20 protein-coding genes are annotated in these 25,606 nt (G+C 74.7%); 8 read left to right on the forward strand and 12 right to left on the reverse strand.

Translation table 11 applies throughout. The features are described 5' to 3' along the window. Genes J2S41_RS13270 through J2S41_RS13295 form a run of 6 tightly spaced genes read right to left on the reverse strand, consistent with a single transcriptional unit; the run spans position 1 to position 8,353 of the window. Entirely contained in the window at positions 1-1,293 is a 1,293-nt protein-coding gene (locus tag J2S41_RS13270; protein ID WP_310367370.1) for a vWA domain-containing protein, read from the reverse strand. Further along, the gene (locus J2S41_RS13275; protein WP_310367373.1) at positions 1,293-2,600 is read right to left on the reverse strand and encodes a PP2C family protein-serine/threonine phosphatase; all 1,308 of its coding nucleotides are present in this window, start codon (positions 2,598-2,600) and stop codon (positions 1,293-1,295) included. The genes J2S41_RS13270 and J2S41_RS13275 overlap by 1 nt, the downstream gene beginning before the upstream one ends. Beyond that, positions 2,597-4,840 (reverse strand): serine/threonine-protein kinase, encoded by a 2,244-nt coding sequence (locus tag J2S41_RS13280; RefSeq protein ID WP_310367376.1) that lies wholly within the window; start codon positions 4,838-4,840, stop codon positions 2,597-2,599. Before J2S41_RS13280 ends, J2S41_RS13275 begins: the two co-directional genes overlap by 4 nt. Continuing rightward, on the reverse strand, positions 4,837-6,063 hold the full coding sequence (locus tag J2S41_RS13285; RefSeq protein WP_310367379.1) for a hypothetical protein: 1,227 nt from the start codon (positions 6,061-6,063) through the stop codon (positions 4,837-4,839). Before J2S41_RS13285 ends, J2S41_RS13280 begins: the two co-directional genes overlap by 4 nt. Before the next feature lie 8 nt (positions 6,064-6,071). Further along, positions 6,072-7,061, reverse strand: coding sequence for a glutamate ABC transporter substrate-binding protein (locus J2S41_RS13290; RefSeq protein WP_310367384.1), 990 nt, complete (start codon positions 7,059-7,061; stop codon positions 6,072-6,074). Further along, the gene (locus J2S41_RS13295; RefSeq protein WP_310367386.1) at positions 7,058-8,353 is read right to left on the reverse strand and encodes a GlnX family signal transduction membrane protein; all 1,296 of its coding nucleotides are present in this window, start codon (positions 8,351-8,353) and stop codon (positions 7,058-7,060) included. The genes J2S41_RS13290 and J2S41_RS13295 overlap by 4 nt, the downstream gene beginning before the upstream one ends. Positions 8,354-8,555: 202 nt before the next feature. Between J2S41_RS13295 and J2S41_RS13300 the strand changes: the two genes are divergently transcribed. After that, positions 8,556-11,075, forward strand: a complete 2,520-nt coding sequence (locus tag J2S41_RS13300; protein WP_310367389.1) for a DEAD/DEAH box helicase — start codon at positions 8,556-8,558, stop codon at positions 11,073-11,075. Here the strand turns inward: J2S41_RS13300 and J2S41_RS13305 are convergent. Together J2S41_RS13305 and J2S41_RS13310 are read right to left on the reverse strand one after the other, a co-directional pair. Further along, complete coding sequence (locus J2S41_RS13305) at positions 11,066-12,091, reverse strand: excinuclease ABC subunit UvrA (RefSeq protein WP_310367392.1); 1,026 nt, start codon at positions 12,089-12,091, stop codon at positions 11,066-11,068. The genes J2S41_RS13300 and J2S41_RS13305 overlap by 10 nt on opposite strands. A gap of 11 nt (positions 12,092-12,102) precedes the next feature. Further along, on the reverse strand, positions 12,103-12,453 hold the full coding sequence (locus tag J2S41_RS13310) for a hypothetical protein (RefSeq protein WP_310367395.1): 351 nt from the start codon (positions 12,451-12,453) through the stop codon (positions 12,103-12,105). Between the two features lie 88 nt (positions 12,454-12,541). On the opposite strand from J2S41_RS13310, the gene J2S41_RS13315 reads away from it, so the two are divergent. Continuing rightward, positions 12,542-13,831, forward strand: a complete 1,290-nt coding sequence (locus J2S41_RS13315; protein ID WP_310367398.1) for a glycosyltransferase — start codon at positions 12,542-12,544, stop codon at positions 13,829-13,831. Here the strand turns inward: J2S41_RS13315 and J2S41_RS13320 are convergent. Next, positions 13,818-14,351, reverse strand: coding sequence for a GNAT family N-acetyltransferase (locus J2S41_RS13320; RefSeq protein WP_310367399.1), 534 nt, complete (start codon positions 14,349-14,351; stop codon positions 13,818-13,820). The two genes, J2S41_RS13315 and J2S41_RS13320, sit on opposite strands and share 14 nt — an antisense overlap. Positions 14,352-14,470: 119 nt before the next feature. Between J2S41_RS13320 and J2S41_RS13325 the strand changes: the two genes are divergently transcribed. The 3 genes from J2S41_RS13325 (at position 14,471) to J2S41_RS13335 (ending at position 18,758) form a co-directional block, all read left to right on the forward strand. Further along, on the forward strand, positions 14,471-15,955 hold the full coding sequence (locus J2S41_RS13325) for an alpha/beta hydrolase (protein WP_310367402.1): 1,485 nt from the start codon (positions 14,471-14,473) through the stop codon (positions 15,953-15,955). Between the two features lie 115 nt (positions 15,956-16,070). Beyond that, complete coding sequence (locus J2S41_RS13330; RefSeq protein WP_310376368.1) at positions 16,071-17,510, forward strand: family 43 glycosylhydrolase; 1,440 nt, start codon at positions 16,071-16,073, stop codon at positions 17,508-17,510. A 90-nt stretch (positions 17,511-17,600) separates the two neighbouring features. Next, positions 17,601-18,758: an RCC1 domain-containing protein gene (locus tag J2S41_RS13335; protein WP_310367405.1), complete on the forward strand. Its 1,158-nt coding sequence runs from the start codon at positions 17,601-17,603 to the stop codon at positions 18,756-18,758. Between the two features lie 141 nt (positions 18,759-18,899). Here J2S41_RS13335 and J2S41_RS13340 read toward each other — a convergent pair whose 3' ends face one another. Next, positions 18,900-19,841 carry a hypothetical protein gene (locus tag J2S41_RS13340; RefSeq protein ID WP_310367407.1) on the reverse strand — a complete coding sequence of 314 codons (942 nt, stop codon included), beginning with the start codon at positions 19,839-19,841 and terminating at the stop codon, positions 18,900-18,902. A gap of 72 nt (positions 19,842-19,913) precedes the next feature. Here J2S41_RS13340 and J2S41_RS13345 point away from each other — a divergent pair, with 72 nt between their 5' ends. The 3 genes from J2S41_RS13345 to J2S41_RS13355 all read left to right on the forward strand — a co-directional run bounded on the left by J2S41_RS13345 (position 19,914) and on the right by J2S41_RS13355 (position 23,300). Continuing rightward, positions 19,914-20,627, forward strand: coding sequence for a class I SAM-dependent methyltransferase (locus J2S41_RS13345; RefSeq protein WP_310367408.1), 714 nt, complete (start codon positions 19,914-19,916; stop codon positions 20,625-20,627). 317 nt (positions 20,628-20,944) lie between these two features. Beyond that, entirely contained in the window at positions 20,945-22,588 is a 1,644-nt protein-coding gene (gene pgm, locus J2S41_RS13350) for a phosphoglucomutase (alpha-D-glucose-1,6-bisphosphate-dependent) (protein WP_310367410.1), read from the forward strand. A gap of 286 nt (positions 22,589-22,874) precedes the next feature. Then, the gene (locus tag J2S41_RS13355; protein ID WP_310367413.1) at positions 22,875-23,300 is read left to right on the forward strand and encodes an SRPBCC family protein; all 426 of its coding nucleotides are present in this window, start codon (positions 22,875-22,877) and stop codon (positions 23,298-23,300) included. 73 nt (positions 23,301-23,373) lie between these two features. Here the strand turns inward: J2S41_RS13355 and J2S41_RS13360 are convergent, their stop codons facing one another. Next, positions 23,374-24,033 (reverse strand): nucleotidyltransferase domain-containing protein, encoded by a 660-nt coding sequence (locus tag J2S41_RS13360; protein WP_310367415.1) that lies wholly within the window; start codon positions 24,031-24,033, stop codon positions 23,374-23,376. Continuing rightward, positions 24,030-25,454 (reverse strand): PstS family phosphate ABC transporter substrate-binding protein, encoded by a 1,425-nt coding sequence (locus tag J2S41_RS13365; RefSeq protein WP_310367418.1) that lies wholly within the window; start codon positions 25,452-25,454, stop codon positions 24,030-24,032. The genes J2S41_RS13360 and J2S41_RS13365 overlap by 4 nt, the downstream gene beginning before the upstream one ends. Between the last annotated feature and the right edge of the window lie 152 nt (positions 25,455-25,606).

The raw sequence follows: 25,606 nt of genomic DNA on the forward strand, positions 1-25,606 counted from the left end.
TCAGTCCTCCTTCTGCCGCCGCACCCGGACCGTCTTCGTCGACCGGACGTCGATGATCTCGGTGTTCTCGCCGGGCGTGCGGCGCTTCAGCCGTACCGTGCCGGTCCTCGCGTCCTCGATCTCCACCACGCGGGCGAGCAGCTTCGCGGTGTCGGTGTGCCCGGTCTCCTCGGCGAGCTGCACGGCCCGGCCGAGCTTCGCGGTGGCGGTGTCCTCGTCGCCCGCGTCGCGGGCTCTCAGCCCCTCCTGGATGGCGGTGGCCAGCTCGGCCTGCCCGGTGTAGTGCGCCACCCGCTTGTTGATCTTCGTGGAGCGCGCGGTGTCGTCCGTCCACTTCGCCAGGATCAGCCGCTCGGTGAGCACCTGCCCGTCGCTGACCAGGCTGATCCGGCCCGCCAGCACCTCCTCGCCGACCGCGTCCGGCTCCACGTCCACCGTCACGTGGTAGTCGCGGCTCTCCGCGCCCCACGCGCCGGTCGGGTACTCGCCGATCCGCGCGCTGATCTCGGTACGCCGGGCGGTCAGGTCCTCCACCCGCGGGAAGACCTGCTTGACCGAGCGGACCACGGCACCGGCCGGCGTCCACAGCCGCAGCGCCACGTCCGCCACGGTCTTGGAGCGCGCGGCCCGCGTCATCGCGGCGAACGCGCCGGCCAGCTCCGCGGGCGACTCCAGGCCGTCCGCGGTGCCGAGCAGCGCCGACGCGATCAGCCGCAGCTCCTCCGCCACCCAGCCGTGCCCGACGCCGCGCGCGTCGCAGATGTACTTCCCCTCGCACGCCGCGAGCACCTTCTCCAACTGCTCGCGCGTCTCGTGCTGGTTCTCGCCGTCGGTGAGCAGGATCGCGTGCTTGATGTCGGCGTCCGTACCGGCGAAGACGACGTTGGCCAGGTCGAGCCAGCGGCCGATCGCGGTGCCGCCGTTCGCCCACAGCGAGTGCACCGCGCGCGCCGCCTCGTCGCGGCTGCGCGGGTCCGCGGGCACCGTGCCCGGCTCGCCCGGATAGACCATCTGCGCGCCGCCGTTGCCCGCGATGACCGCGAACGGCGTGCCGTCCGGCAGCGCGGCGATCGCGGTCGCGGTCGCCTTCTTCGCCTCCACGATCTTGGTGGCCGGCGCGGCCATCGACCCGGAGACGTCCACGATGATGATCTGCGCGGTCCGGGCACCGGCCGCCGGCCCGCCGGTCGCGGTCACGGTGAGGATCGCGTCCACCGTGCGCCCGCCCTCCGGCAGGTACTCGTTCTGGTCCACCTCCGCCTCGAACCGCGGCGCCGTCGTCTCGTCGGCCATCACGTCCTCCTCGCCTCGGCCACGGCGACGGGCAGGACCGCCACCGCGATGTTGTCGTCGCCGCCGGCGTCCAGCGCCAGCGCCGTCAGCTCCAGGGCCAGCTCCGCCGGGGACGCGCCGGACCGCATCGCCGCGGCCAGGTCCGCGGCCGACGGCAGGTAGCGGGACAACCCGTCCGTGCACGCCACCACGTGGCCCGGCCGTCCCGGCGCGAACGACCTGACCTGGGGCGCCACCTCACCGGCGTCCGCGCCGAGCCAGCGCACCAGCGCGCGCGAGTCCGGGTCCGCGTCCGCCAGCCCGTCCGGGACCGGCCGTCCCGCCTCGCGGATCGCCGCGATCGAATCGTCCACGGTCAGCTGCCGGGCGTCGCCGTCCGCGCCCACCCAGTAGGCCCGGCTGTCGCCCACCCAGCCGACCGTGACGCCGTCCGCGGCCACCACCACGGATACGTAGGTGCAGCCCGGCGGCGCGTCGCCGTCCTCGGCCCGGCCGGTGGCCGCGGCCGCCTCCGCCGCGACCACGCCGGCGTGCGCGGTCGCCGCCCGCCCGCCCGCGCCGCCGGCCACGGCCTCCAGCAGCGCGGACACGCCCGCCTCCGCCGCGTCCGTGGCGGCCGCGTCGGCGCGCCGGGCCGACGAGATCCCGTCGCAGACCACGGCCGCGACCGCGCCGCCCGCGTGCCCGACCGCGACCGCGTCCTCGTTGTGCCGCCGCCGCGCCCGGTCCGTCACCGCGGCGACGCCATCCAGCGTCAGCGCGGCCCGGTCCCGCGCCGCGCTGACCCGGCGGCCGCACTCCTCGCACCAGCCGCGCGCCGCCGGAGCGGCGGCGCCGCACCCGGCACAGACCCCACCGGTCTCGCGCGCCGACAGCCACGCGTATCCGTCACCCTCCCCGGCGTCTCGCGGCATTGCCGGCGGTACGTCCGACCCGCTACCGCCGTCCCTCCGGCTGCTCCGGCCCGGGCCCTCGCCGCCGGGCCCGCCCCGCCCGGCACCGCCTTCGGCGGCGATCCGGGCTTCGTTCCCGGGCCCGGCCTCGAGCCGGGTACCGGCGGGCCTCGCGGCTCCCGCGTCGTTCCCGACCGTGGCCAGGGTCCGGGTCGCGGCGGACGTGCCGGCCCCGGCTTCGTTGCGGGTCGCGGCGGCGGTTCCGGCGCGTGGGTGTGGGGACGGCCGGGTGGCCGCCGGCCGTAGGCGCGGCCGGGGGAGCGCGCCGGTGCGCAGGTTCCGGCCGCAGACCTCGCAGAAGCTGGCGTCGTCGTCGGCCGGGCCGTGGTCGGGGCAGGCCGGGGCGGCGCTCACACCAGCGTCCTCGGCCGGACCGCGTTGGCCCGGTCCACCAGCGCGTACCGTTCCTCGCGCGTACGGGCGTGCTGGGCCAGCATCCGATAGGTGCGCTCCAGCCCGAACCGCACGCCGCGCTCGGTCAGCTCGTTGCCGAGGATGCGCTCCCGGGCGTGCGGCCCGGCACCGTCCCCGCCGAGCCAGTCCAGCGCGCGCTCGAGCAGCTCGGCCGCGAGCCGCGCCTGGCGTTCGGTGTCCAGCGCCAGCCGTTCCAGGCGCCGGGCCGCGCCGAGCAGGTCGTCGACCGGCCCGCCGTCGTCCGCCGCGCCGGCGATCCCGGCGCGGGTGGCCGCGACCTGCGCGGTCAGGTAGTGCGCGGAGCTCTCCGGCACCTGGTCCAGCACGGCCAGCGCGCCGGCCCGGTCGCCGTCCGCGAGCCGTAGCCGGGCCAGCCCGAACGCGGCGCTGAGGAAGCCGCGGTCGGTGGCCCACACCCGCGCGTAGTGCCCGGCCGCGGCCTCGGCGTCGCCCGCGCACTCGCACGCGGCGGCCAGCGCCAGCCGGGCCGCGCGCTCGCCGGGCAGCGCGTGGTAGACCGCCTCGAACGACGTGCGGGCCGCGGCCGGGTCGCGGTCGGCGAGCGCGGCCAGCCCGCGGTGCCAGTCGACGCGCCAGTCGAGCGGGTCCGCCGCGGCCCGCGCGTCCAGCTCCGCCCGTGCCCGCCTCGGGTGGCCCGCGTCCAGGTGCGCCCGGACCAGCCGGAACCCGACCTCGGGGCTGTCCACCGGCGCCGCGGTCAGCGCGCGCACCACCTCGTCCGGCGCGCCGGTGCCGAGCGACGCCAGGAAGCCCGCGCCCGGGTCCAGCACGTCCACCAGCGGCGCCGGCAGCGCGGCGGCCACCTCGCGCGGGTCGGGAATCCCGGCCGCGTCCCGGCCGCCGTTCTCCGCGGCGGCGACGTCGCCGGCCGCGGTGCCGAACGTGCGCCGCTCCGGCGTGAACCGCAGCGACGTGCTCGGCCGGGGGGTGCCGTCGGCGACCGCCAGCACCTCGCGCAGCACGCCGAGCAGTTGCTCGCTGAACTCGGCCGCGCCGCCGAACCGGCGCTCCGCGCGCGGATGGGTGGCGCGCCGGAGAACCCGGTAGAACGCGTCGTGCTCGGCCAGCAGCGGCGCCTCCTCCGGCGTCGGCAGCCGCGTCGCGTACGTGCTGGTGAAGCCGCGCGCGCCGAGCGCGAGCACGGCGAGTGACCGGCCCACCGTGTAGAGGTCGGACGCGACGGACGGCCCCGCCGCGGCGATCTCCGGCGCCTGGTAGCCGGGCGTGCCGTAGATCGCGGACTCCTCGTCGGACAGGTGCCGGACCGCGCCCAGGTCGATCAGCTTGAGCTGCTCCTCGGCCTGGATCACGTTGTCCGGCTTGAAGTCGCAGAACAGCAGGTCCCGGTCGTGCAGGTAGTCGAGCGCGGGCAGGATCTCCACGCCGTACGCGATCACCTCGGCCAGCGGCAGCCCGGCCGCGCCGGTCTCCTCCCGGCGGGCCACCAGCCGGTCGCGCAGCGACTCGCCGCCGACGTACTCCATCACGATGTAGCCGACCGGGTCGCCGGTCTTCGGGTCCGGGTGCTGTACGAAGTCGTGGATCTTGACGATGTTCGGGTGATCGATCTCGACCAGGTAGCGGCGCTCGGTCACGGCCGCGGCGGCGGCGTCCGGGTCGGCAGTGTTGATCAGGCCCTTGAGCACCACCCACCGGTCCGACACCGCGTCCGAGACGTGCCGGTCCCGGGCCAGGTAGATCCAGCCGAGCCCGCCGTACGCGAGCGCGCCCAGCACCTCGTACCGATCGTGCACGAGGTCGCCGGCGCCGAGCCGGGGCAGGAACGAGAACGCGGTGCCGCAGTGCGGGCAGAATCCCTCGGTGCGGCCCGGCCGCCCGTCCCGGCCCCGCCCGACCGGCTTGTCGCAGCTCAGGCAGAAGCGCCGGGGCTCGGCCACGACCGGGTCGGCCATCACCGCGGTGGCCGGGTCGCGCGGCGGCACCCGCGCGATCTCCACCAGGCCCGCGCCGAGCCGGCCGCGCCCGGACCGCCCGGACCGCCCGGAGGCCGAGCCGCGGGTGCGCGCGGATCCGCCGGTCGCGGCGGACGTGGGCGGGAGTTCGGTGACACCGGTGGGGGCCTTGTGGCCGCACTCGTCGCAGTAGCCGTCCGGGCTGTACCGCCCCGGGCAGGCCGGACGCCGGCAGGACGCGCTCATCGGGATCGCCCTCCTTCCACAGGTGGATCCGGGATGCCGGCCGGTTCCGGGCCGCCGCCCGCGAGCGCGCGCTGGTAGGCGACGACCGCGCGGGTCGCGGCCGGGAGGTCGCACGGGGACGTGTAGAGCAGCGTCTCCGCGCGTTCGTGCAGGGTGGCCGCGTACCCGTCCTCGATCAGGCCGAGCCGCGCCGCCTTCGCCCGGTACGCCGACAGCCGCCCGCGCAGCTCGGTGCGGCGGCGCAGCAGCCCGTCCGCGGCCTCGTGCAGGTGCCCGGCCCGCTCCAGCGCCGTGGCCGCGCCCCGCTCCGCCGCCGCCAGCTCGTCGGCGAGCCGTGGCCACCGGCCCTCCCGCTGAATCTCCCCGATCTGGCGCAGGTGCGCGCGCAGCGCCTCGGCCGCGGCCGGCGGTTCCGGCAGGCCCGGCCGGAGGATCTTCTCGTGCACGACCCGGAAGACCTCGGCGGCACGGTCCTCGGCGGCGGCGACCGCGTCCACGTCCCGGGCGAGCCGGGCCAGCCGCTCCGGGTAGCGGTCGCGCAGCCGCGCCAGCCCGGCCAGGCCCGTTGCGATCCGGTTGACCTCCTCCGCGAGGTCGCGGAGCCGGGTCGTGACCGTGACGTCGGCGCCGCCGAGCGGGTCGGCGAGCGCGGCCAGGTGCGCGGTGGCCAGCCGGGCCTCCACGTCCGCGAGTGCGGCGCCGGCGTCACCGCTGTCGCCGAGCCCGGACGCGGTGGCGCGGGCCCGGTCCAGCGCGGTGGTCAGCGGCGTCAGCCGCTCGGCGACGGCGGTGTGCGCGGCCTCGACCCGCGCGCACACGGCGCGCACCTCCTCGGCCTGCCGCTCCAGGTCGCCGGCGAGCGCGGGCAGCGTGAGCGTGGGCGGGCCGGTCTCGATGATCATGCCGTCCGGTCCGGCGGCCACGCACGGTTCGCGCAGCAGCGTGGTGAGCGTGCGCAGCCCGGCCGCGCCCGGCCGGTTACCGGCGGCGGCGCGCGCGGCGCGGGCCTGGTCGAGGCGGGCGCCGAGCGCGGCGAACCGGGACCACAGCACGCCGGTGCGGTGCAGCGTCTCGGTGGCCACCCGCGCGGTGCGGCCGGTCAGCCCGGGACGGCGCAGCGCGGTCAGGCCCGGGTGGTTGTCCAGCCAGTACATGGCCGCGGAGATCCGGTCGTGCGCGGCGACCAGGCCGGTCAGCGCGGCGTCGGCCTCGTCGCGGCTCATCGGCGGCGTCACCGGTACCTCGCGGCCGGTGGCGCCGGCGTGCCGCCGCCGAGCCCGGAGAGCCAGGCGCCGTAGACGCGCGCCCAGGTGCCGTCCGCGCGGATGTCCTCCAGCACCGCGTTGACGAACCGCACCATGTCGTCGCGGCCCCGCTGGATCGCGATGCCGTACGGCTCGTCGGTGAACCTCGCGCCGACCACCTCGGTATTCGGGTCCTGGGCGGCCAGTCCGGCGAGGATGCTGTCGTCGGTGGAGACCGCGTCCACCTGGTTCTGCTGGAGCATGACCAGGCAGTCGGTCCAGCCGGACACCGCGACCGGGACCGGCCCGGCCGGGTGCGCCGCGATGGTGCGGATCGAGGTGCTGCCCGCGGAGGCGCACACCTTCCGCCCGCCGAGGTCGTCCATGCCGGCGATCCCGGAGCCGCGGCGGACCAGCACGCGCTGCCCGGCCGTGAAGTACTCGGTGGAGAAGCTGACCTGCTGCCAGCGCTCGCAGTTCATCGTCATGGTGGCGATCACCAGGTCGACCTCGCCGTTGCGGATGGCGTCGATCCGGGTGCTGGAGGTGACGGTGCGGAACTGGATCCGGTTCTCGTCGCCGAATATGGCCTTGGCGATCTGCCGGGCGATGTCGATGTCGAAGCCGGACAACTCGCCGGTCAGCGGGTCGCGGAACCCGAACCGGTAGCTGTTCTGGTCCACGCCCGCGATCAGCGTGCCGCGCCGGTGGATCGCCGCCATCGTGCTGCCGTCCGGCATCCGGTTCGGCGCCGGCCGGGTGCCGAACGGCCGGATGCTCGCACGCGGGTCGCAGTCCCGCGCGCCGGCCGGCGGCGCGGACGGGCTGGGTGCCGGGTCCTGCGCGCCGACCGGCGTCGGCGCGGCCCCGTCGACGGTCACCTCGGGCAGCCCGGCGCCGCCGGTGGCGCATCCGGCGAGCACGGCCGTGAGCAGCGCGATCACGGCGAGGCTGCGGCGGGATCGGCTGAGGGTCATCGGTACTCCGCCCTTCTGCGCTGCACGCCGACCGCGATGCCGGCGACCATGATCGCGGTGAGCGCGCCCGCGCCCAGGTCGGCGAGGCGCAGCGCGGTGCCGGCCGCGCGGGCCCGGTCCGCGAGCACGTCGCCGTCCGCGGCGACGGCGGCGCCGAGCGCCTCGTCGAACGCGGCGAAGTGGGTGGCCGCGTCGCCGAGCGTGACCTGGACCGCGCCGGGATAGTCGCCGCCGTCCTCCCTGGCCCGCGCGTCCCGGTGCGCGGCCAGCCAGCGGTCCGCCGCCGCGTCCGCGGCGGCCAGGTCCGGGGTGTCGTCCGCGCGGAGCCGGTCGAGCGGCCCGGCCGCGCCGGTGATCATGTTCAGCTGCTCGGTGTAGTGCTCCTCGAACGCGCGGCCGGACCCGCGGGCGACCAGCGTCAGCGCCTCGTCCGTGCGCGCCTGGAGACCGGCGATCCGCGCGGCGGCCAGCGCGTCGACCCGGTCGGAGCCGTCCACCCGGCTGCCGTGCAACTGCACGCCGGCCACGATCGTGGACACCGCCAGCCAGAGCGTCAGCAGCACGGCCGCGCCGGTCGCGGCCAGCAGCCCGGGGCTGAACACCCGGTGGGTGAGCGTGGCCAGCCGCCGCTGCACCACGGCCAGCGCGACCAGCACCGCCAGGCACAGCACGAGCGCGGGCCAGGGGACCGCGCCGCCGGCCCGGCGCGAGGAGCGCAGGTCGCCGGACGCGTCGAGGTAGACGCCGTGCGCGGCGGGGAGCAGTTCCGCGCGCATCAGGCCGTTCGCCTCGCGCAGGTAGGCGGCGCCGACCGGCAGGCCCTGCCGGTTCAGGCTGCGCGCGGTCTCGATCAGCCCGGTGTAGACCGGCAGCCGGGAGTTGAGAACGGCCAGGTGCCGGGCGCCGTCGCCGCCGGGGCCGGACCCCAAGCCGGCGCTGAGCACGGTGAGCGCGCGGCCCGACTCGGCGATGTCGGCCGCGTAGCGGTCGCGCAGCGCGGGCGGCTCCAGCCCGCCGGAGAGGAACGCGGACGCGGCCGTCGCGTCCGCGTCGGAGAGCGCGCGGTAGAGGTCGAGTGCGGCGAGCGTGAGCGGGCCGTTGCGCGCGGCCAGCGTGTCCAGGTGCGCGGCGCGCTGCCGGACCCCGGTCACCGCGGCGACGCCGGCCAGCAGCGCCAGCACGATCAGGACGGTCATCCAGAGCGCGAGCCGCCCGGGCGTGTGCCGCAGGCTCCCGGTCAGGCGGTCACGGAGGGCGGGGGTGGTCGTCCGTTCCAGGGTCTGCGTCACCATGGCCTCAGCCCTTTCCGCTACCGGTGGTGGCCTGACCTTGTACTCACGGTAGAAAGGGGGGTCAACGGTGAATGAATGCCGGGCAGCCGAGAAGGCACCGGAGGTTCCCCCGGCCACCCACCCCCGGCCGGCCCGAAGGCCGTACCCCGTGATGATTGTGATCGTCCTAAGGCCGGTTGGCGGGGGCGTGACGGGACCAGGCATGATCGGTGACACCATGACCACGCTGACCGACCGGCTGCCCGGCACCGCGGACCCCGACGCGCTCTACGAGATCTTCAGTCTCTGGGCGCAGGAGCGGGGGCTGAGCCTCTATCCGCACCAGGAGGAGGCGCTGATCGAGATCGTCTCCGGCGCGAATCTCATCCTGAACACGCCCACCGGGTCGGGCAAGAGCCTGGTCGCGACCGCGGCGCACTTCGCGGCGCTGGCCCGCAACGGCACCACGTTCTACACCGCGCCGATCAAGGCGCTGGTCTCGGAGAAGTTCTTCTCGCTGGTGGAGGTCTTCGGCGCGGAGAACGTGGGCATGCTGACCGGCGACGCCTCCGTCAACGAGGACGCGCCGATCATCTGCTGTACCGCCGAGATCCTGGCCAACATCGCGCTGCGCGAGGGCGCGGACGCGGACGTCGGCCAGGTCGTGATGGACGAGTTCCACTTCTACGCGGAGCCGGACCGCGGCTGGGCCTGGCAGGTGCCGCTGCTGGAGCTGCCGCAGGCGCAGTTCGTGCTGATGTCCGCGACGCTCGGCGACGTCGCCCGGTTCGAGCAGGACCTGACCCGGCGGACCGGGCGGCCGACCGCGGTGGTGCGCTCGGTGGAGCGGCCGGTGCCGCTGCTGTTCAGCTACGTCACCACGCCGATGCACGAGACCATCGAGGAACTGCTGACCACGCACCAGGCCCCGGTGTACGTCGTGCACTTCACCCAGGCCGCGGCGCTGGAGCGGGCGCAGTCGCTGATGTCGGTGAACGTCGCGACCCGGGCCGAGAAGGACCAGATCGCCGACATGATCGGCAACTTCCGGTTCGCGGCCGGCTTCGGCCGGACACTGTCCCGGCTGGTGCGGCACGGCATCGGCGTGCACCACGCGGGAATGCTGCCGAAGTACCGGCGGCTGGTGGAGACGCTGGCCCAGGCCGGCCTGCTCAAGGTCATCTGCGGTACGGACACGCTCGGCGTCGGCATCAACGTGCCGATCCGCACCGTGCTGTTCACCGGCCTGTCCAAGTACGACGGCGTGCGCACCCGGCTGCTGCGGGCGCGCGAGTTCCACCAGATCGCGGGCCGGGCCGGGCGCGCCGGATTCGACACGATCGGGCGCGTGGTGGTGCAGGCGCCGGAGCACGTGATCGACAACGAGCGTGCGCTGGCCAAGGCCGGCGACGACCCGAAGAAGCGCCGCAAGGTGGTGAAGAAGAAGCCGCCGGAGGGCACGATCGGCTGGGGGCAGCCCACGTTCGACCGGCTGGTCGAGGCGGAGCCGGAGCCGCTGACGTCGTCGTTCCAGGTGTCGCACGCGATGCTGCTGAACGTGCTGGCCCGGCGCGGCGACTTCTTCACCGCGATGCGCCGGCTGCTCACCGAGAACGACGAGGATCGCGCGTCGCAGCGCCGGCTGGTGCACCGGGCGATCCTGATCTACCGCGCGCTGCTGGCCGGCGGCGTGATCGAGCGCCTGCCCGCCCCCGACGAGGAGGGGCGGACGGTACGGCTGACCATGGACCTCCAGCTGGACTTCGCGCTGAACCAGCCGCTGTCGCCGTTCGCGGTGGCGTCGCTGGAACTGCTCGACCGAGAGGCGCCGTCCTACCCGCTCGATGTGGTGTCCGTGATCGAGTCGACGCTGGAGAACCCGCGGCAGATCCTGTCCGCGCAGCAGTTCAAGGCGCGCGGCGAGGCCGTCAACGCGATGAAGGCCGAGGGCATCGAGTACGACCAGCGGATGGAGCTGCTCGAGGAGGTCACCCATCCGCGCCCGCTCGCCGACCTGCTGGAGGCGGCGTACGAGACGTACCGGCGCGGCCACCCGTGGGTCGCCGACTACGAGCTGGCGCCCAAGTCCGTGGTGCGCGACCTCTACGAGCGGGCGATGACGTTCGGCGAGTTCGTCTCGTTCTACGGCCTGTCCCGCTCCGAGGGCCTGGTCCTGCGCTACCTCGCGGACGCGTTCCGGGCGCTGCGCCAGACCGTGCCGGAGGACGCGAAGACCGACGAACTGGTCGACCTGATCGAGTGGCTGGGCGAACTGGTCCGGCAGGTCGACTCGTCGCTGCTGGACGAGTGGGAGCGGCTGCGGAACCCGGGCGCGGTCGTGGCCGCGCAGCCGCTGGAGGACAAGCCGCCGGCCGTCACCCGCAACCTGCGCGCGTTCAAGGTGCTGGTCCGCAACGCCATGTTCCGCCGCGTCGAGCTGGCCGCGCTGCACCAGTGGGCCGCGCTCGGCGAACTGGACGGCGAGTCCGGCTGGGACGCCGCGGCGTGGGCCGACGCGCTCCAGCCGTACTACGAGGAGCACGCGGACATCGGCACCGGGCCGGACGCGCGCGGCCCGGCACTGCTCCAGATCACCCAGGACCGCACCGAGTGGACGGTCCGCCAGGTGCTCGACGACCCGGCCGAGGACCACGACTGGGCGATCACCGCGGTCGTCGACCTGGCCGCCTCCGACGAGGCCGGCGTCGCGGTCCTCCGGGTCACCGACGTCGGTCAGATGTAGCCCGGCTCAGCGCAGCCGCCGCAGGAACGGCGCGGTCGGCCCGTCGCCGTCCGCGACCCGCGCGGGCGGGCCGGTGTTGATGATCCGGCCGCCCGCCTCGCCCGCGCCCGGCCCGAGGTCGATGATCCAGTCGGCGCTCGCGTCACCGTGCGGGCGATCGGGCCGAGGCCGGTGCCCGCGCAGTCCGGGCACGCCCGCCGGTCCAGGAACGGCCGGTAGAGCCGCTTGGCCTGGTCCGTGCCGGCCGCCGCGTACGCCGCCTCGATCTCCGCGAGCGCGCCGGTCAGCGCGGTGTCCGCGCGGTAGGTGTACTCGCCGGTGCGTTTGCGGTTCGTGCCGGTCAGCGTGACCGGCACGGTGGCGCCGCCGGTGCCGTGCAGCGCGGCCCGGCGGAACGCCTCCGGCAGCGCCCGCCACGGCAGGGTCAGGTCGGCGCCGTGCTGCGCGGCCAGCGACGGCAGGTACGCGGCCTCGTTGGACAGCGGCCCGGCGAACCAGTCGGAGCCGCCCGCCAGCACCGGCAGCTCCGGGTGCGGCACCACCAGCTCCGGCAGCGCGGCCACCAGCTCGCGCGCGCCGACGCAGGTGTGGCAGATGCCGTCCCGGGTGTGCGGATCGAACTGCGCCGGATGCAGCGGGCCGGTCCACGTGCCACCGTCGGCCAGCGGCGCCAGCCGCGCGAAGACCAGCCCCAGGTACGCGTCCACACCGGTCAGCGTGCCGAGCGTGGAGTGCGGGTTGCGGTTGGCGTTGCGCTGGTCCACCGCGAGCGTGGCGGTCAGCCCGCGCACCCGGTCCACCCGCGGCCGGTCCCGCGGCGTCAGGAACTTACGCACGTACGGATCGAAGCCCTCCACGTACCGCAGCTGCGCCTCCGCGTGCAGCGTGTCCATCACCAGCGAGCTCTTGCCGCTGCCGCTCACGCCGGTGAACGCGGTGATGGTGCCGTGCGGGATCCGGACGTCGACGCCACGCAGGTTGTGGGTCCGCACGCCGGTCAGCTCGATCCAGGCCATGCGGCCGCATGCTAGCGGGGATCGGCGTCCGGCTGGGTGACGCTGCCGTGCACCGGGTCGGTGGCGGTCTGCGGCAGGTGCGGCACGTCGACGATCCGGTCCGCCTCGGCCAGCCAGGTGCCGAGCCACGCGGCGGCCTGCGGATCGCGGTCCGCGAGCGCGGTCAGCACCTCGGTGAACGCGGCCACCCGGGCCGGGTCGCCGGGCAGGTCCTCGACCGCGTCCAGCTCGCGGCCGGCCACGTCGTGCCGGGCGGCGAACTCGGCCAGCGCGGCCCAGGCGGCGGCGCCGGGCTCACCCGCCGCGCCGGTGGCGAGCGGGACGACGGTGGCGGCCAGGGCGGCGCCGGAGACGGGTTCCACCTCGGTACCGTACCGCGTTGATCGGTGGTATATCGGCTGTCGAGCGGCGCGCCGTACACCGGTGGTCTGTTGAGGAGGTTCATTCGCCATGGCACGGTTCCTGTTCGCCGCGACGCCCGCGGCCGGCCACGTCACCCCGGCGCTCCCCCTGGTCCGCGCGCTGATCGACGCGGGGCACGAGGTGCGCTTCACCACCGGCCGCGAGTTCGAGCGGGCGGTCACCCGTGCCGGCGCCGCGTTCACGCCGGTGCCGGCGGAGGTCGACTGGAGCGGCCTGACGCCGGACGAACGCTGGCCGGAGCGGGCCGCGCTGACCGGCCTGCGGAAGCTCCAGTGGGACATCGCCAACTACTTCGTCGCGCCGATCGCCACGCACGTGCGGCACCTCCAGGGGATGCTGGCCGAGGAGCCGGCCGACGTGCTGGTCGCGGACCCGCCGTTCGGCGCGGCCACGGCGCTGCGCGAGCTGGGCGGGCCGCCGGTCGTCCACTACGGCATCAGCCCGCTCGGGCTGCCCAGCCGCGACCTGCCGCCGTTCGGGCTGGGCCTGGCGCCGATGGGCGGCCCGCTCGGCCGGCTGCGCGACCGGGCGCTGGCCGCGCTGGTGCGGCGCACCGTGTTCGCGCCGAGCGTCGCGCAGGTCGACGCGCAGCGGGTCGCGCTCGGGCTGCCGCCGGCCGGGCGTACCGCGCTGGAGGGCGACCACGACGTCGCGCTGTTCCTGCAGCTGTCCACGCCCGGGTTCGAGTACCCGCGCACCGACCTGCCGGACCACGTGCACTTCGTCGGGCACCCGGCCGCGCTGCCGCCGTCCACACCGTTCGCGCCGCCGTCCTGGTGGCCGGAGGTCACCGCGGGCGACCGGCGGGTGGTCGTGGTCTCCCAGGGCACGATCGCGACCGACCCGGCCGAGCTGCTGCGCCCCGCGCTGAGCGGGCTCGCCGGCGACGGTGACCTGCTGGTGGTGGCCGTGACCGGCGGCGCGGACCCGGCCGTGCTGGGCCCGCTGCCGGGCAACGCGCGGGCGGCGTCGTTCATCCCGTTCTCCGAGCTGTTCCCGCACGCGTCCGTGGTGGTCACCAACGGCGGGTACGGCACCATCCAGCTCGCGCTCGCGCACGGGCTGCCGATGGTGGTGGCCGGCCGGACCGAGGACAAGCCGGAGACGACCGCACGGGTGGCCTGGTCCGGCGTGGGCGTCAACCTGCGCACCCAGACGCCGGCCGCGAGCCGGATCCGGGACGGCGTCCGCCGGGTGCTGGCCAACCCGTCGTACGCGGCCCGCGCCCGCGAGCTGCGCGACGAGCTGTCCGACGGCAGCACGCCGGAGCGGCGCGCGGTCGCGCTGATGGAGCGGGTGCTCGTCAGTAGTCGGTGAGGGCCCGGATCACGTCGTCGTCGAGGGCGCGGTCCGCGTAGAGCAGGCGGATCGCGTCCGGGTCGGGGTTGCCCGCGTCCGGGCCGCGCCACACCCGGTGCAGCCCGGCGCGCTCGACCGTGCGCCGGGAACGGTCGTTGCCCTCCAGCAGGTACGCGGTCATCGCCAGGTCGGGGCGCCGCGCCGTGGCGGTCTCGCGCGCGGCCGCGGCGAGCTCCTGCGCGTACCCGTGGCCCCAGAAGCGGGGGAGCAGCCGGAATCCGAGGTTCCACGCCACGCCGTACCGGATGAAGCAGCCGCCGATGCCGACGAACGTGCCGTCCGCCCGGCGCGCCACCCACATGCCGTGCCCGTCACGCTCCCACGCGCGCCGCCACACGTCGAGCATGCGCGCGGTCTGTTCCGGGCTGTCGTGCCGGGCCAGCGGATCGGCCGCCCAGACCCGCGGGTCACTGTAGAGCCCGAACAGCTCGTCCAGGTCGTCCGGCGCGGGCGTGCTGAGCAGCAGGCGTGCGGTCACGGCGCCGATTCTTCCCCATCGCCAGTGACGCCGCGTCACATGTCCCGGTGACGTGACGGCGCTGATCGACGCGCGCGCCCGCTGGTGTGATCGATGGCATGTCCACTATCACGCGTGTGATGACCGGAATCGCCGCCGCGTCGCTGCTGATCGGCTGCGGCGGCGGCGCCGTCCAGGAACCCGGGCCGGCCTGGGAGGAGTGCGCCGGCTACGCCCGGACCGCGACCGAGACCACGGTGTACGGGCTGCTGCCCGCCATGCGGTGCGCCCGGATCGAGGTGCCGCTCGACCATGCGAACCCCGGCGGCGGGACCATCCGGCTCGCGGTGTCCCGCATCCCCGCGCGCGGCGAGTCGCTGGGTTCGCTGGTGCTGAACCCGGGCGGCCCCGGCGGCTCCGGCCTCTTCGGCGCCGCCACCACCGCACTGCAACTGGACGGCAGGAGCCCGCTGCTCGACCGGTTCGACCTGATCGGTGTGGACCCGCGCGGCGTCGGCGCGTCCGTGCCCGCGGTCGACTGCTACACCGACGCGGAGGCCGACCGCAACGCCGTCCCGGCCACCGCGATCGGCACCACGGTGAGCTGGACGCCGGAGGACACCCGTGCGCTGCTCGACCGGTGCGCGGCCGGCTCCGGCGGGGTGGGCGTGCTCACCCGCCTCGGCACCCGGGACGCGGCCCGCGACCTGGACCGGGTCCGCGCCGCGCTCGGCGACGAGAAGCTGACGTTCCTCGGCCAGAGCTACGGCACCCGGCTCGGCGCGGTCTACGCCGAGCAGTTCCCGGACCGCGTCCGCGCGATGCTGCTCGACGGCGGCATCGACCCGCACCAGGGCACGGCCGCGCGCCGGGTGGCCGCGTTCGCCGGCTTCCAGGCCGCCTTCGACCGGATGGCCGCGTCCTGCGCCACCCGGCAGGGCTGCCCGCTCGGCACCGACCCGGCCCGGGCCACCACCGAATTCCAGAGGATCGTCCAGCCGCTGTACGAGACGCCGGTCCCGGCGCTCGGCGGCGAGCTCCGCTTCGACGACGCGATCGGCGGCGTGATCTCCGGCCTCTACGCCGAGGCCGCGTGGCCGCGCATCATCAAGGGTCTCATCCAGCTCCAGGCCGGCCGCGGCGACGAGCTGGCCCAGCTCGGCTACGACTTCGGCGGCCGGGACGCCAACGGCGCCTGGACCAACTTCCCCGAGGCCAACTACGCGATCAACTGCATGGACGAGGAGCGGCTGACCGTCGCGCAGGGCGACGCGCTGCGCGCCGAGATCCTGCGCGCCGCGCCGTTCATGGACCCGGGCGCCCCGCTGACCGGCGCCCGCGACGGCTGCGAGCACTGGCCGGCCGCGCCCACGCTCGGCTACCCGTACGCGGTCGGCATCGAGGGCCTGCCCGGCACGCTCGTCGTCTCCATCACCGGCGACCCCACCACCCCGCACGCCGGCGGTGTCCGCCTCGCCGAGACGCTCGGCAGCAGCCTGCTCACGGTCGAGGGCGAGGGCCACACCATCGTCACCTCCGGCGCCAGCGACTGCGTCAACCGGGTGGCCGCCGACTACCTGATCCACCTGAGGACCCCGGCGCCCGGCGCCACCTGCACGCTCTGATCACGTCGTCGAGGGCACCCCGCGCGGGGTGCCCTTGACCGGCGGCGTGTGAGCGCTAACACTGCATCACGAGACATCGATGATGTCCGCTCCCTGCCGGAAGGATGGAATCGTGATGAGACGTGCCGCTGGAAGGGTCGTGGCCGCCGCCGTCCTGGTGGCCTCGGGCCTCGCGGTGCTCGGGCCGGGGGCGCCGGCGAGTGCCGCGCCCGCCGTGTCGTACACCAATCCGATCGCGGCGCAGCGCGCCGACCCGCACGTGTGGAAGCACACCGACGGCTACTACTACCTGACCGCGACCGTCCCCGCGTACGACCGGATCGTCCTGCGCCGCGCCACCACGCTGCAGGGACTCTCGACGGCGCCGGAGACGACCATCTGGACCCGGCATGCGAGCGGGCCGATGAGCGCGCACATCTGGGCGCCGGAGATCCACCACATCGACGGGAAGTGGTACGTCTACTTCGCGGCCGGCGGCGACGACGTCTGGGCGATCCGGCCGTACGTGCTGGAGGGCACCGGCGCGAACCCGCTCACCGCGTCCTGGGTGGAGAAGGGGCAGCTCCAGACCGGCTGGCAGAGCTTCTCGCTGGACGCCACCACGTTCGTCAACAACGGCACCCGCTACCTGCTCTGGGCGCAGCACGACAACAACCTGCCGGCCAGCAACACCAGCCTCTACATCGCCACCATGTCGAACCCGTGGACGCTGTCGTCGGCCGCGGTCAGCATCTCCGCGCCCACGCTGGCCTGGGAGAAGATCGGTTATCAGGTCAACGAGGGGCCCGCGGTGCTGCAGCGCAACGGCCGGATCTTCCTGACCTACTCGGCCAGCGCCACGGACGCGAACTACTGCCTCGGCATGCTCACCGCGTCCGCCGGCGCGAACCTGCTCAGCCCGTCGAGCTGGACCAAGTCGCAGACGCCGGTGTTCGCCAGCAACGCCAACACCAGCCAGTACGGGCCGGGGCACAACTCGTTCACGGTGTCCGAGGACGGGCAGAGCGACATCATGGTCTACCACGACCGGTCGTACCGGGACATCAGCGGCGACCCGCTCAACGACCCGAACCGCCGCACCCGCGTGCAGAAGGTCTACTGGAACGCGGACGGCACGCCGAACTTCGGCATCCCGATCCCGGACGGCCGGCACCCGATCCGGCTGCGCTCGCACAACGTGCCGACCGCGTACATCCGGCACTGGGAGTACCGGGCCCGCCTCGAGCCGAACGTGACCACGCTGGCCGACTCCCAGTTCCGCGTGGTGACCGGCCTGTCCGGCTCCGGCACGGTCTCGCTGGAGTCGACGAACTTCCCCGGCTACTACCTGCGGCACCGCAACTTCGAGCTGTTCGTGGAGCGGGCCGACGGCACCGCGCCGTTCAACGGCGACGCCAGCTTCCACCAGCGCGCCGGCCTGGCCGATCCGGCCGGCGTCTCGTTCGAGTCCGCCAACTACCCCGGCCGCTACCTCCGGCACGCCGGCAACCTCCTCCACGTCCAGGCGGTCTCCGGCACCACCGCCCTCGCCGACGCCACCTTCCACGCCGAGTGACGGTCCCGAGTTGATATCGCCCGAGGTCGATGCAATACTCCTGGAAGCGCTCCCATCGGCACCGTCGACGTTTGTGGGAGAGAGCTGCACATGAATCAGTACCGAGGAATGTCACTGTGGACGGCCGTCGTCGTCGCGGTTCTGGCGTTGAGTGGCACGCCGGGACCGGCCGTCGCGGCGTCCGCGGCCGCGGCGCCGCCGGCGATCTCCGCCGTCACCGCCGGGTACGCGCACACCTGCGCGCTCGGCAGCGACGGCTCGCTGTGGTGCTGGGGAGGCAACGGCTTCGGCCAGCTCGGCGACGGCACCACCACGGACCGCACCGCCCCGGCCCGGGTCGGCGACGCCACCTGGATCAGCGTGGACGCGGGCACCAGCTACACCTGCGGCGTCCGCACCGACCGCTCACTGTGGTGCTGGGGACACAACTTCCGTGGCCAGCTCGGCGACGGCGGGACCACGACCCAGACCTCCCCGGTACGGGTCGGCACCGCCGCCACCTGGGCCACCGTCACCGCGGCGGACAGCCACACCTGCGCCACCCGCACCGACGGCACGCTGTGGTGCTGGGGCTTCAACCGGCACAACCAGCTCGGCCAGGACTCCTCGGTCTACGTCGCGACCGCGCCGCTGCAGGTCGGCACCGCCACCACCTGGGCGCGCGCCACGACCGGGTTCGCGCACACCTGCGGCGTCCGCACCGACCGTACGCTGTGGTGCTGGGGTGACAGCTCCAGCGGGCAGCTCGGCGTCGGCAGCCTCGGCTACCGCACGAACCCGGCGCAGGTCGGCACCGCGGCCACCTGGACGACCGTGACCGCGGGCTACACGTTCACCTGCGCGTCCCGCACCGACGGCTCGCTGTGGTGCTGGGGCGAGAACGGCTACGGCCAGCTCGGCTCCGCGGTGCCCTACCAGACCGCACCGATCCAGGTCACCGGCACCACCTGGTCCGGCGTGACGGTCGGCTTCGACACCACCTGCGCCCGCCGCACCGACGGTTCGCTGTGGTGCTGGGGCAACAACGGCCAGGGCCAGGTCGGCGACGGCACCACCGCGCACCGCTCCACGCCGACCCGGGTCGGCACGGGCACCACCTGGACCGACGCGCTCGCGGTCGGCTACCACACCTGCGCCGTGCGTACCGACGGCACGCTGTGGTGCTGGGGCGCCAACTGGAGCGGCCAACTCGGCGACGGGACCACCACACGCCGCTCGGCCCCGGCACAGGTCGTCTTCCCCGCCTGAGCCGGACATCCGCCCGCCGGGCCACACGGCCCGGCGGGCGGTGCCGCGTCTCGATCACCTCCGCGCCCGGCCGTCCCCTGGGGACCTCGCCGGGCAGCGGCGCCGGCCCGGTGCGACCGGCCGCATCGTCGTTCCCCGGACCTATCGGTGGCGAACGGGTGCCGGCGGCGGGGAGCGGCGGGCGATGCCGGCGAGGAGGTCGGCGAGTTGGACGCGCGGGTCGTCGCGGGAGTCGGCCATGGTGAGACCGGCGAACGGGGACCAGCCGGAGTCGTCGGCGAGCGCGTGCTGGAGGCGGGCGAGCCGGTCGGCGGTGAGCGCGCTCTGTTCGTCGTGGGTGACCAGGACGCGGCGGTGCCCGGCGCTCCACGCCAGCACGGTCTCCGCGAGCGCGGGCAGCAGCGGCTCCAGCGGCGGCGGGATCGACCGGTCGTCGCGCTCCAGGCGGGCGAGGAGCGCGCGTACCCGGTCCGGGTCGAGCGCGTCCAGCACCGCGCCGGCCTCCGCGCCGACCGGGTGCCGGGCCAGCGCGTCCCGCGCCTGGAAGAACCGTTCGACGGTACGCGGCGGCCGGCGCCTGCCCCGGGCCAGCTCGGCGAACGCGGCCAGGAACGCGGTCCAGTCCGCACCGGCCGCGCGCCCGGCCCGGTGCAGCGCGAGCGCGGCCGGGCGGGTGGCGGTGGCGAGGCGGGTACCCGCGGTGTACGACGGCTCGGCCAGCAACAGATCGACCACGCGCGTGGCCAGGAACAGCTCCTTGTCCACCACGTGCACGTGGGCCCGCCCGCGCAGCGCGGTCAGCAGCCACCGCTGGGCGTCGGCCGCGTGCGGGCGGCGCAGCAGCCGGCCGGACTTCAGCTCGTGCGGTGACAGCCCGAACCGGGCGCGCAGCGTGGTGATCACGTCGACCGCCTCGTCCGGGCCGAGGCCGACGCTCGCGTGTGTGATCACGGGCATGGTGGGGTGCAGCAGGTTCGTGCCGGAGAAGCCGGACTCGTCGCAGGCGATCTCCACCACCGGCCCGGTCGCGGTGGCCGCGGGGCGCAGCACGCCACCCTGCAGTGGTGACCGGTCGCCCGCCATGCCGACCATGGTCGCCCGGGCCCGGCGGCGGAACAACCGGATTCGTACGCCGGGAGCGGGTACCCTCGGCCGATGTTCTCGCCTCAGGGACCCTCGCTGCGTGAGCTGACCGTGCAGGCGCTGTCCTCCGTCGAGCGCGGGTACGACCTGCTCGCCCCGAAGTTCGACCACACCCCGTTCCGTACGCCGGACGAGTGGCTCGGCGCCACCGCGGACGCACTGGCCGCGCGGGGGCCGTTCCGCGCCGGGCTCGACGTCTGCTGCGGCACCGGCGCGGGCCTCGGCGTGCTGGAGCGGCTGTGCACGGACCGGGTTACCGGCGTGGACTTCAGCGCCGGCATGCTCGACCAGGCGCGCGCCGCGCACCCGGGCGCGGAACTCGTCCGCGCGGACGCCCGCGACCTGCCGTTCGACGCCGCGTTCGATCTCGCGGTGACGTTCGGCGCGCTCGGCCACTTCCTGCCCGCCGAACGGCCCGCGCTGTTCCGGGGCGTGTTCCGGGCACTGCGCCCCGGCGGCGTCTTCGCGCTGCCGATGGGCACGCCACCCCCGCCGACCGCGCCGGCGTACTGGGTGCTGCTCGGCTTCGACGCGGTGATGCGCGTGCGCAACGCGGTGTGGCGGCCACCGTTCGTCATGTACTACCGGATCATGCACCCGCCCGCCGTCGGCGCCGACCTGGTCGCGGCCGGCTTCACGGTCGAGTCGATCGATCTGCCGTCCCTCGGCCACCGCCGCGACGGCGTCCCCCGAAGCTGCCTCCTCCTCGCCCGCAAGCCCGCCTGATCCGCGGCCGCGCGGCGCCCGCGCCCCGCCACGGATCTCGCGCGGTTCTGTGGTGACCACCCGGGAACCGGCTCCGACGCGGCGTCGGAGCGGCGGCGGAGACGCCGCGAGGTTGGCCCGCGGGAGCATGCGGACCGCGACCACGCCGGAAGCGGGAACATCGGGGTCCGGGGCCGTCCCCGGGTCGGCTCGGTGCCGGAAGCGGGCAGATCGATCGTGGGTCCGGTGATCCAGTGATCTTGGGGGTGTCGCGGGCGGAGTCGGCGAGTGGACATTAGGGTCGGGGGCGAGACGCCGAACACCTCGAGGAGACCGCCGTGTCCGTTCACCCCCGTGCCGGCCAGCCCGCGCAGCCGGGCGACCTGATCGATGTCGCCGAGCTGCTCGGCGCCTACCGGGAGCGGCATCCGGACGTGAGCGATCCGGCGCAGCAGGTGGCGTTCGGCACGTCCGGGCACCGCGGGTCCTCGCTGAGGTCGGCGTTCAACGAGGACCACATCGTGGCGATCAGCCAGGCGATCTGTGAGTACCGGGCGGGCCAGGGCGTCGACGGGCCGCTGTTCATCGGGCGGGACACGCACGCGCTGTCGGAGCCGGCCACGGTCAGCGCGGTCGAGGTGTTCGCGGCGAACGGCGTGACCGTGCTGCTGGACAGCCGGGACGGGTTCACGCCCACGCCCGCGCTCTCGCACGCGATCCTCACGGCGAACCGCGGCAAGAGCGCCGGGCTGGCGGACGGCGTGGTCGTCACGCCGTCGCACAACCCGCCCGCGGACGGTGGTTTCAAGTACAACCCGCCGAACGGCGGCCCGGCCGACACGGACGCCACCAAGTGGATCCAGGGCCGGGCCAACGCGCTCATCGCGGACGGTCTCAAGGGCGTGCGCCGAATCCCGTACGCGCAGGCCGTCAACGCGGAGACCACCGGCAGGTACGACTTCCTCGCGTCCTACGTGGACGATCTGCCGTCGGTGGTGGACCTCGAGGCGATCCGGAACGCGGGCGTGCGGATCGGCGCCGACCCGCTCGGCGGCGCCAGCGTGGACTACTGGGGCGAGATCGCCTCCCGGCACGGCCTGGATCTCACCGTGGTCAACCCGGAGGTGGACCCGACCTGGCGGTTCATGACGCTCGACTGGGACGGCAAGATCCGGATGGACTGCTCCTCGCCGCACGCGATGGCGTCGCTGATCGGCAAGCGGGACACGTTCCAGATCGCCACCGGCAACGACGCGGACGCGGACCGGCACGGCATCGTCACGCCGGACGGCGGCCTGCTGAACCCGAACCACTACCTCGCGGTCGCCATCCAGTACCTGTACTCCTCCCGCGACGGCTGGCCGGCGGAGGCCGCGATCGGCAAGACGCTCGTCTCCTCCTCCATGATCGACCGGGTGGCCACGTCGCTGAACCGCCGGCTGCTCGAGGTGCCGGTCGGCTTCAAGTGGTTCGTCCCCGGGCTGCGTGACGGCTCGGTCGCGTTCGGCGGCGAGGAGAGCGCGGGCGCGTCCTTCCTGCGCCGCGACGGCTCCGTGTGGACCACGGACAAGGACGGCATCCTGCTCTGCCTGCTCGCCTCCGAGATCCAGGCCGTCACCGGGCAATCGCCGTCCCAGCACTATGCCGCGCTGGTCGAGCGCTTCGGTGCCCCCTCCTACGCCCGCATCGACGCGCCCGCCACCCGCGAGGAGAAGGCCGTGCTCGGCAAGCTCTCCCCGTCCCAGGTCACCGCCACCGAACTCGCCGGCGAGCCGATCACGGCCACCCTCACCGAGGCCCCCGGCAACGGCGCCGCGATCGGCGGCCTGAAGGTCACCACGGAGAACGGCTGGTTCGCCGCCCGCCCGTCCGGCACCGAGGACGTCTACAAGATCTACGCCGAGTCCTTCAAGGGCGACGAGCACCTCGCCCGGATCCAGGAGGAGGCGCGCGGCCTGGTGTCGGCGGCGCTGAAGGCCTGACCTCGTTGACCTCCGCTTCCGGCCGGTGCCCGCGGGCACCGCATCTCGATCGTCCGGCTTCCGGCGTGGTGCGGTCCGCGGGCTCGCGCGGGCACCGCGCTGACCCGGGAATCCGATATTCCCGCTCCCGGCGTGGTGCTGTCCGCATGCTCCCGCGGGCCAACCTCGCGGCGTCTCCGCCGCCGCTCCGACGCCGCGTCGGAGCCGGTCCCGCCGTGGTCACCACGGACCCGCGCGACCGCCGCGGCGGCGCGGTCTCACCGCCGCGGCCGGCGGCTGTCGCGTGATGCTGTTGTCGCGTCCGGCCGTGCACCGCACGATCACGGTGCACGGCCCGCGGTCCGCCGACGACGTGTGGGACCGCTACGTCCGTCCCCGGCGGTGGCCGGAGTGGTCCCCGCAGATCCGGTCCGTGCGCTACCCGGCGGAGACGCTCGCCCCGGACACCACCGGGACCGTGCACGGCCCGGCCGGCCTGCGCGTGCGCTTCCGCATCCTGCACGTCGACGGCACCGGCCCGATCCGCGGCTGGTCCTGGTCGGTCCGCGCGCTCGGCGTACCCCTGCACCTGCAGCACACCGTGGAGCCGGCCGGTCCGGGGACCCGCACCGCGCTGACCGTGCGCGGTTTCGCGCCGGCCGTGCTGCTCTACCTGCCGATCGCCCGCCTCGCCCTGCACCGCCTCACCGGCACGCCGCATCCACGCCGCTGACCTCGGCGGCCCCGTCCGCCCACGGGTATGCCGGGCCGCCGGCCGCGTACCGTGCCGGATCGGCTCCGATGCCTCAGGCGCGGTAGCCCTCGAACAGCGGGCCGCCGGCCGTCGCCAGGACCTCGGCGGTGAACGCGCCCGGGTCGTCGCGGGCCGCCAGCCAGCGGTCCGCGAGGTCCGGATCGTACGCCCGCAGGTCCCGCAGCAGCCACTTCGCGGTGCTGATCCAGCGCCCGGCGAACGCGAGCGCGGCCTGCCCGGCGTCCAGCCACAGCGTCGCGGCGACGGCGGCGCGCTCGCCCGGATCGGTCGCGTGCGTGTGGTCGTCGAGCAGGTCGGTCAGCCGGTACCGGGTCCGGTCCCGCTCCGCCCCGGTCAGCGGCGGCGGTCCGTCGGCGAGCACGCGCGCGCACCGCGCCGCCCACTCGCCGGGGTCGCCCACCAGCGGTACGCCCCACGCCAGCATCCGGTGCGTGCTCGGTTTGCGGATCGCCAGGTCGTTCGCCAGGAAGCGGTCCAGCCGTTCCGGCGTGTGCACGAACAGCTCCACCGGCCAGCCGCGGAAGCGCAGGCTCTCCCGGAAGCCCGGCCCGTGCTCCCGCATCACCACGATGTCCAGATCGGACCCGGCGGTGCGGTGCGGGCCGAGGACGCTGCCCGCGAGCAGCGCCCATGTGGCGTCCGGGAAGCGCAGCGCCACGAGTTCGCCGGCGACCGCCAGCGGATCGGTCACGTCCCCTGGTCGCACAGCTGCTCCGGCTGGAGGTTGGCCTGCACGCACGGGATGTGCCGCAGGCCGCCGATCGCGCCCATCGCCTCCGGGCTGGTCATGAACGTGGCGAACGAGCGGGTCAGCGGATCGGTCTCGGTCGTCGGGCCGTAGCTGTACAGGTACTCCACCGTCCAGAACTGGTAGCCGCTCTCGATGTCCTCGAGCGTAGCGCCGTGCCCGCCCACCTTGATCTGGGCCACGGACGTCCCGGCCGTGACCGCGCTGGGCAGGTCGACGTAGCCGATCGCGCCCGGGTAGCGGTTGACCGCGGTGACGACGTCGCTGGTGCCGTCCTGCTCGCAGAGGATCGGGCCGGTCGCACCGAGCCCGGCCCGGCGGGCCTCGCAGGTGTCGGACGTGATCTGCGGCGCCGGCTCGCCGTCGAGCAGCTGCTTCTCGATGACGAGGCGGCTGCCCGAGGTGTTCCGCCGGCCGACGACGCGGATCGGCAGGTCCGGCAGGGTTACGCCGTCCTCCACCTGGACCTGGTTCCAGTTGGTGGTCTGGCCCAGGAAGATCTTCTTGAGCTCGGTACGCGAGAGCTCCCTCACCGGCACGCCCGGGTGCAGGACGAACGTGTACGACACGATCGCCAGCGTGGCCGCGATCTCCAGGTTCTGGAACTCGGGGCTGCCGTCGAACCGCCCCTCCGCCAGCGTGAGCAGCTTCAACCGCTCCTCCGGTGGCGCGTTCTTCAGCCCGGCCAGGCCCTCGACGCTGGTGGAGCCGTCCACCGTGATCGTGGAGCCCGGGCAGTTCGCCATGTACCGCTGCGCCAACTGCTCCGCCACGCCGGTGAACACGCTGGAACCGGTGACGGTGAGCGTGCCGGTCGCGCACGTCGGCCCGGGTGGGATGTCCGGCCCCTGGCTGTTGATCAGCAGCACCGCGACCAGCGCGCCGGCCAGCAGCGTGGTCAGCGCGCCGCCGATGATGGTGCTGCGCCGCAGCCGCCGGCCGTCGCTGTCCAGGAAGATCCGGCCGTTGCGCAGGATGCCGTTGGTCTGCACCTCCGGCTTGCCCTCGCCGCTGGTGTGCTCCAGCAGCGCCACCAGCTTGAACTCGCTGCCCGGGTTGAGGTGCACCTTCGGCAGGATGATCTTGTTGTCCCGGACCTCGAAGCCGCGGCCGGTGAGCAGATCCTGCAGGTCCGGCGGCCGGGCCTCGGTGACGTCCACGGTGACCAGCCGGCGCGTGTTGCCCGGGAACGTCAGCCCGAGCTGGTGCACGTAGTCGTGCTCGGTGATGGACGTGCGGCCCACGTTCTTGATGCGCGCGACCACCATGCCCGGGTCCGGGATCTCGGTGCGGTCCGGCCCGATCAGCCGCACGACGTTACCGGCGTCCGGCGGATCGAATCCGAGCCGGGAATTGAACCGCACCCGAAACGACAGCATCTTTTCCCGCCGGGTCCGGAGGTAATTCAGAAACGTGCCGCCGCCGATGATCAACAGGGCCAGGGCCAGGCCGAACGGCCCTTCCATATTGTCGGCGAGCCATTCCGCCACCACCGTTAAAGCCACTGGTGTACCCC

Source organism: Catenuloplanes atrovinosus, assembly GCF_031458235.1.
In the GTDB taxonomy this organism is placed as follows: Bacteria; Actinomycetota; Actinomycetes; order Mycobacteriales; family Micromonosporaceae; genus Catenuloplanes; species Catenuloplanes atrovinosus.

Excerpts from the sequence above, each read along its gene's own strand:
- J2S41_RS13270 (WP_310367370.1), bottom strand. The coding sequence starts at position 1,293 with ATGGCCGACGAGACGACGGCGCCGCGGTTCGAGGCGGAGGTGGACCAG.
- J2S41_RS13330 (WP_310376368.1), top strand. The coding sequence starts at position 16,071 with ATGAGACGTGCCGCTGGAAGGGTCGTGGCCGCCGCCGTCCTGGTGGCC.
- J2S41_RS13355 (WP_310367413.1), top strand. The coding sequence starts at position 22,875 with ATGCTGTTGTCGCGTCCGGCCGTGCACCGCACGATCACGGTGCACGGC.
- J2S41_RS13315 (WP_310367398.1), top strand. The coding sequence starts at position 12,542 with ATGGCACGGTTCCTGTTCGCCGCGACGCCCGCGGCCGGCCACGTCACC.
- J2S41_RS13300 (WP_310367389.1), top strand. The coding sequence starts at position 8,556 with ATGATCGGTGACACCATGACCACGCTGACCGACCGGCTGCCCGGCACC.
- J2S41_RS13285 (WP_310367379.1), bottom strand. The coding sequence starts at position 6,063 with ATGAGCCGCGACGAGGCCGACGCCGCGCTGACCGGCCTGGTCGCCGCG.
- J2S41_RS13305 (WP_310367392.1), bottom strand. The coding sequence starts at position 12,091 with ATGGCCTGGATCGAGCTGACCGGCGTGCGGACCCACAACCTGCGTGGC.
- J2S41_RS13340 (WP_310367407.1), bottom strand. The coding sequence starts at position 19,841 with ATGGCGGGCGACCGGTCACCACTGCAGGGTGGCGTGCTGCGCCCCGCG.
- J2S41_RS13290 (WP_310367384.1), bottom strand. The coding sequence starts at position 7,061 with ATGACCCTCAGCCGATCCCGCCGCAGCCTCGCCGTGATCGCGCTGCTC.
- J2S41_RS13345 (WP_310367408.1), top strand. The coding sequence starts at position 19,914 with ATGTTCTCGCCTCAGGGACCCTCGCTGCGTGAGCTGACCGTGCAGGCG.
- J2S41_RS13335 (WP_310367405.1), top strand. The coding sequence starts at position 17,601 with ATGAATCAGTACCGAGGAATGTCACTGTGGACGGCCGTCGTCGTCGCG.
- J2S41_RS13280 (WP_310367376.1), bottom strand. The coding sequence starts at position 4,840 with ATGAGCGCGTCCTGCCGGCGTCCGGCCTGCCCGGGGCGGTACAGCCCG.
- J2S41_RS13325 (WP_310367402.1), top strand. The coding sequence starts at position 14,471 with ATGACCGGAATCGCCGCCGCGTCGCTGCTGATCGGCTGCGGCGGCGGC.
- J2S41_RS13295 (WP_310367386.1), bottom strand. The coding sequence starts at position 8,353 with ATGGTGACGCAGACCCTGGAACGGACGACCACCCCCGCCCTCCGTGAC.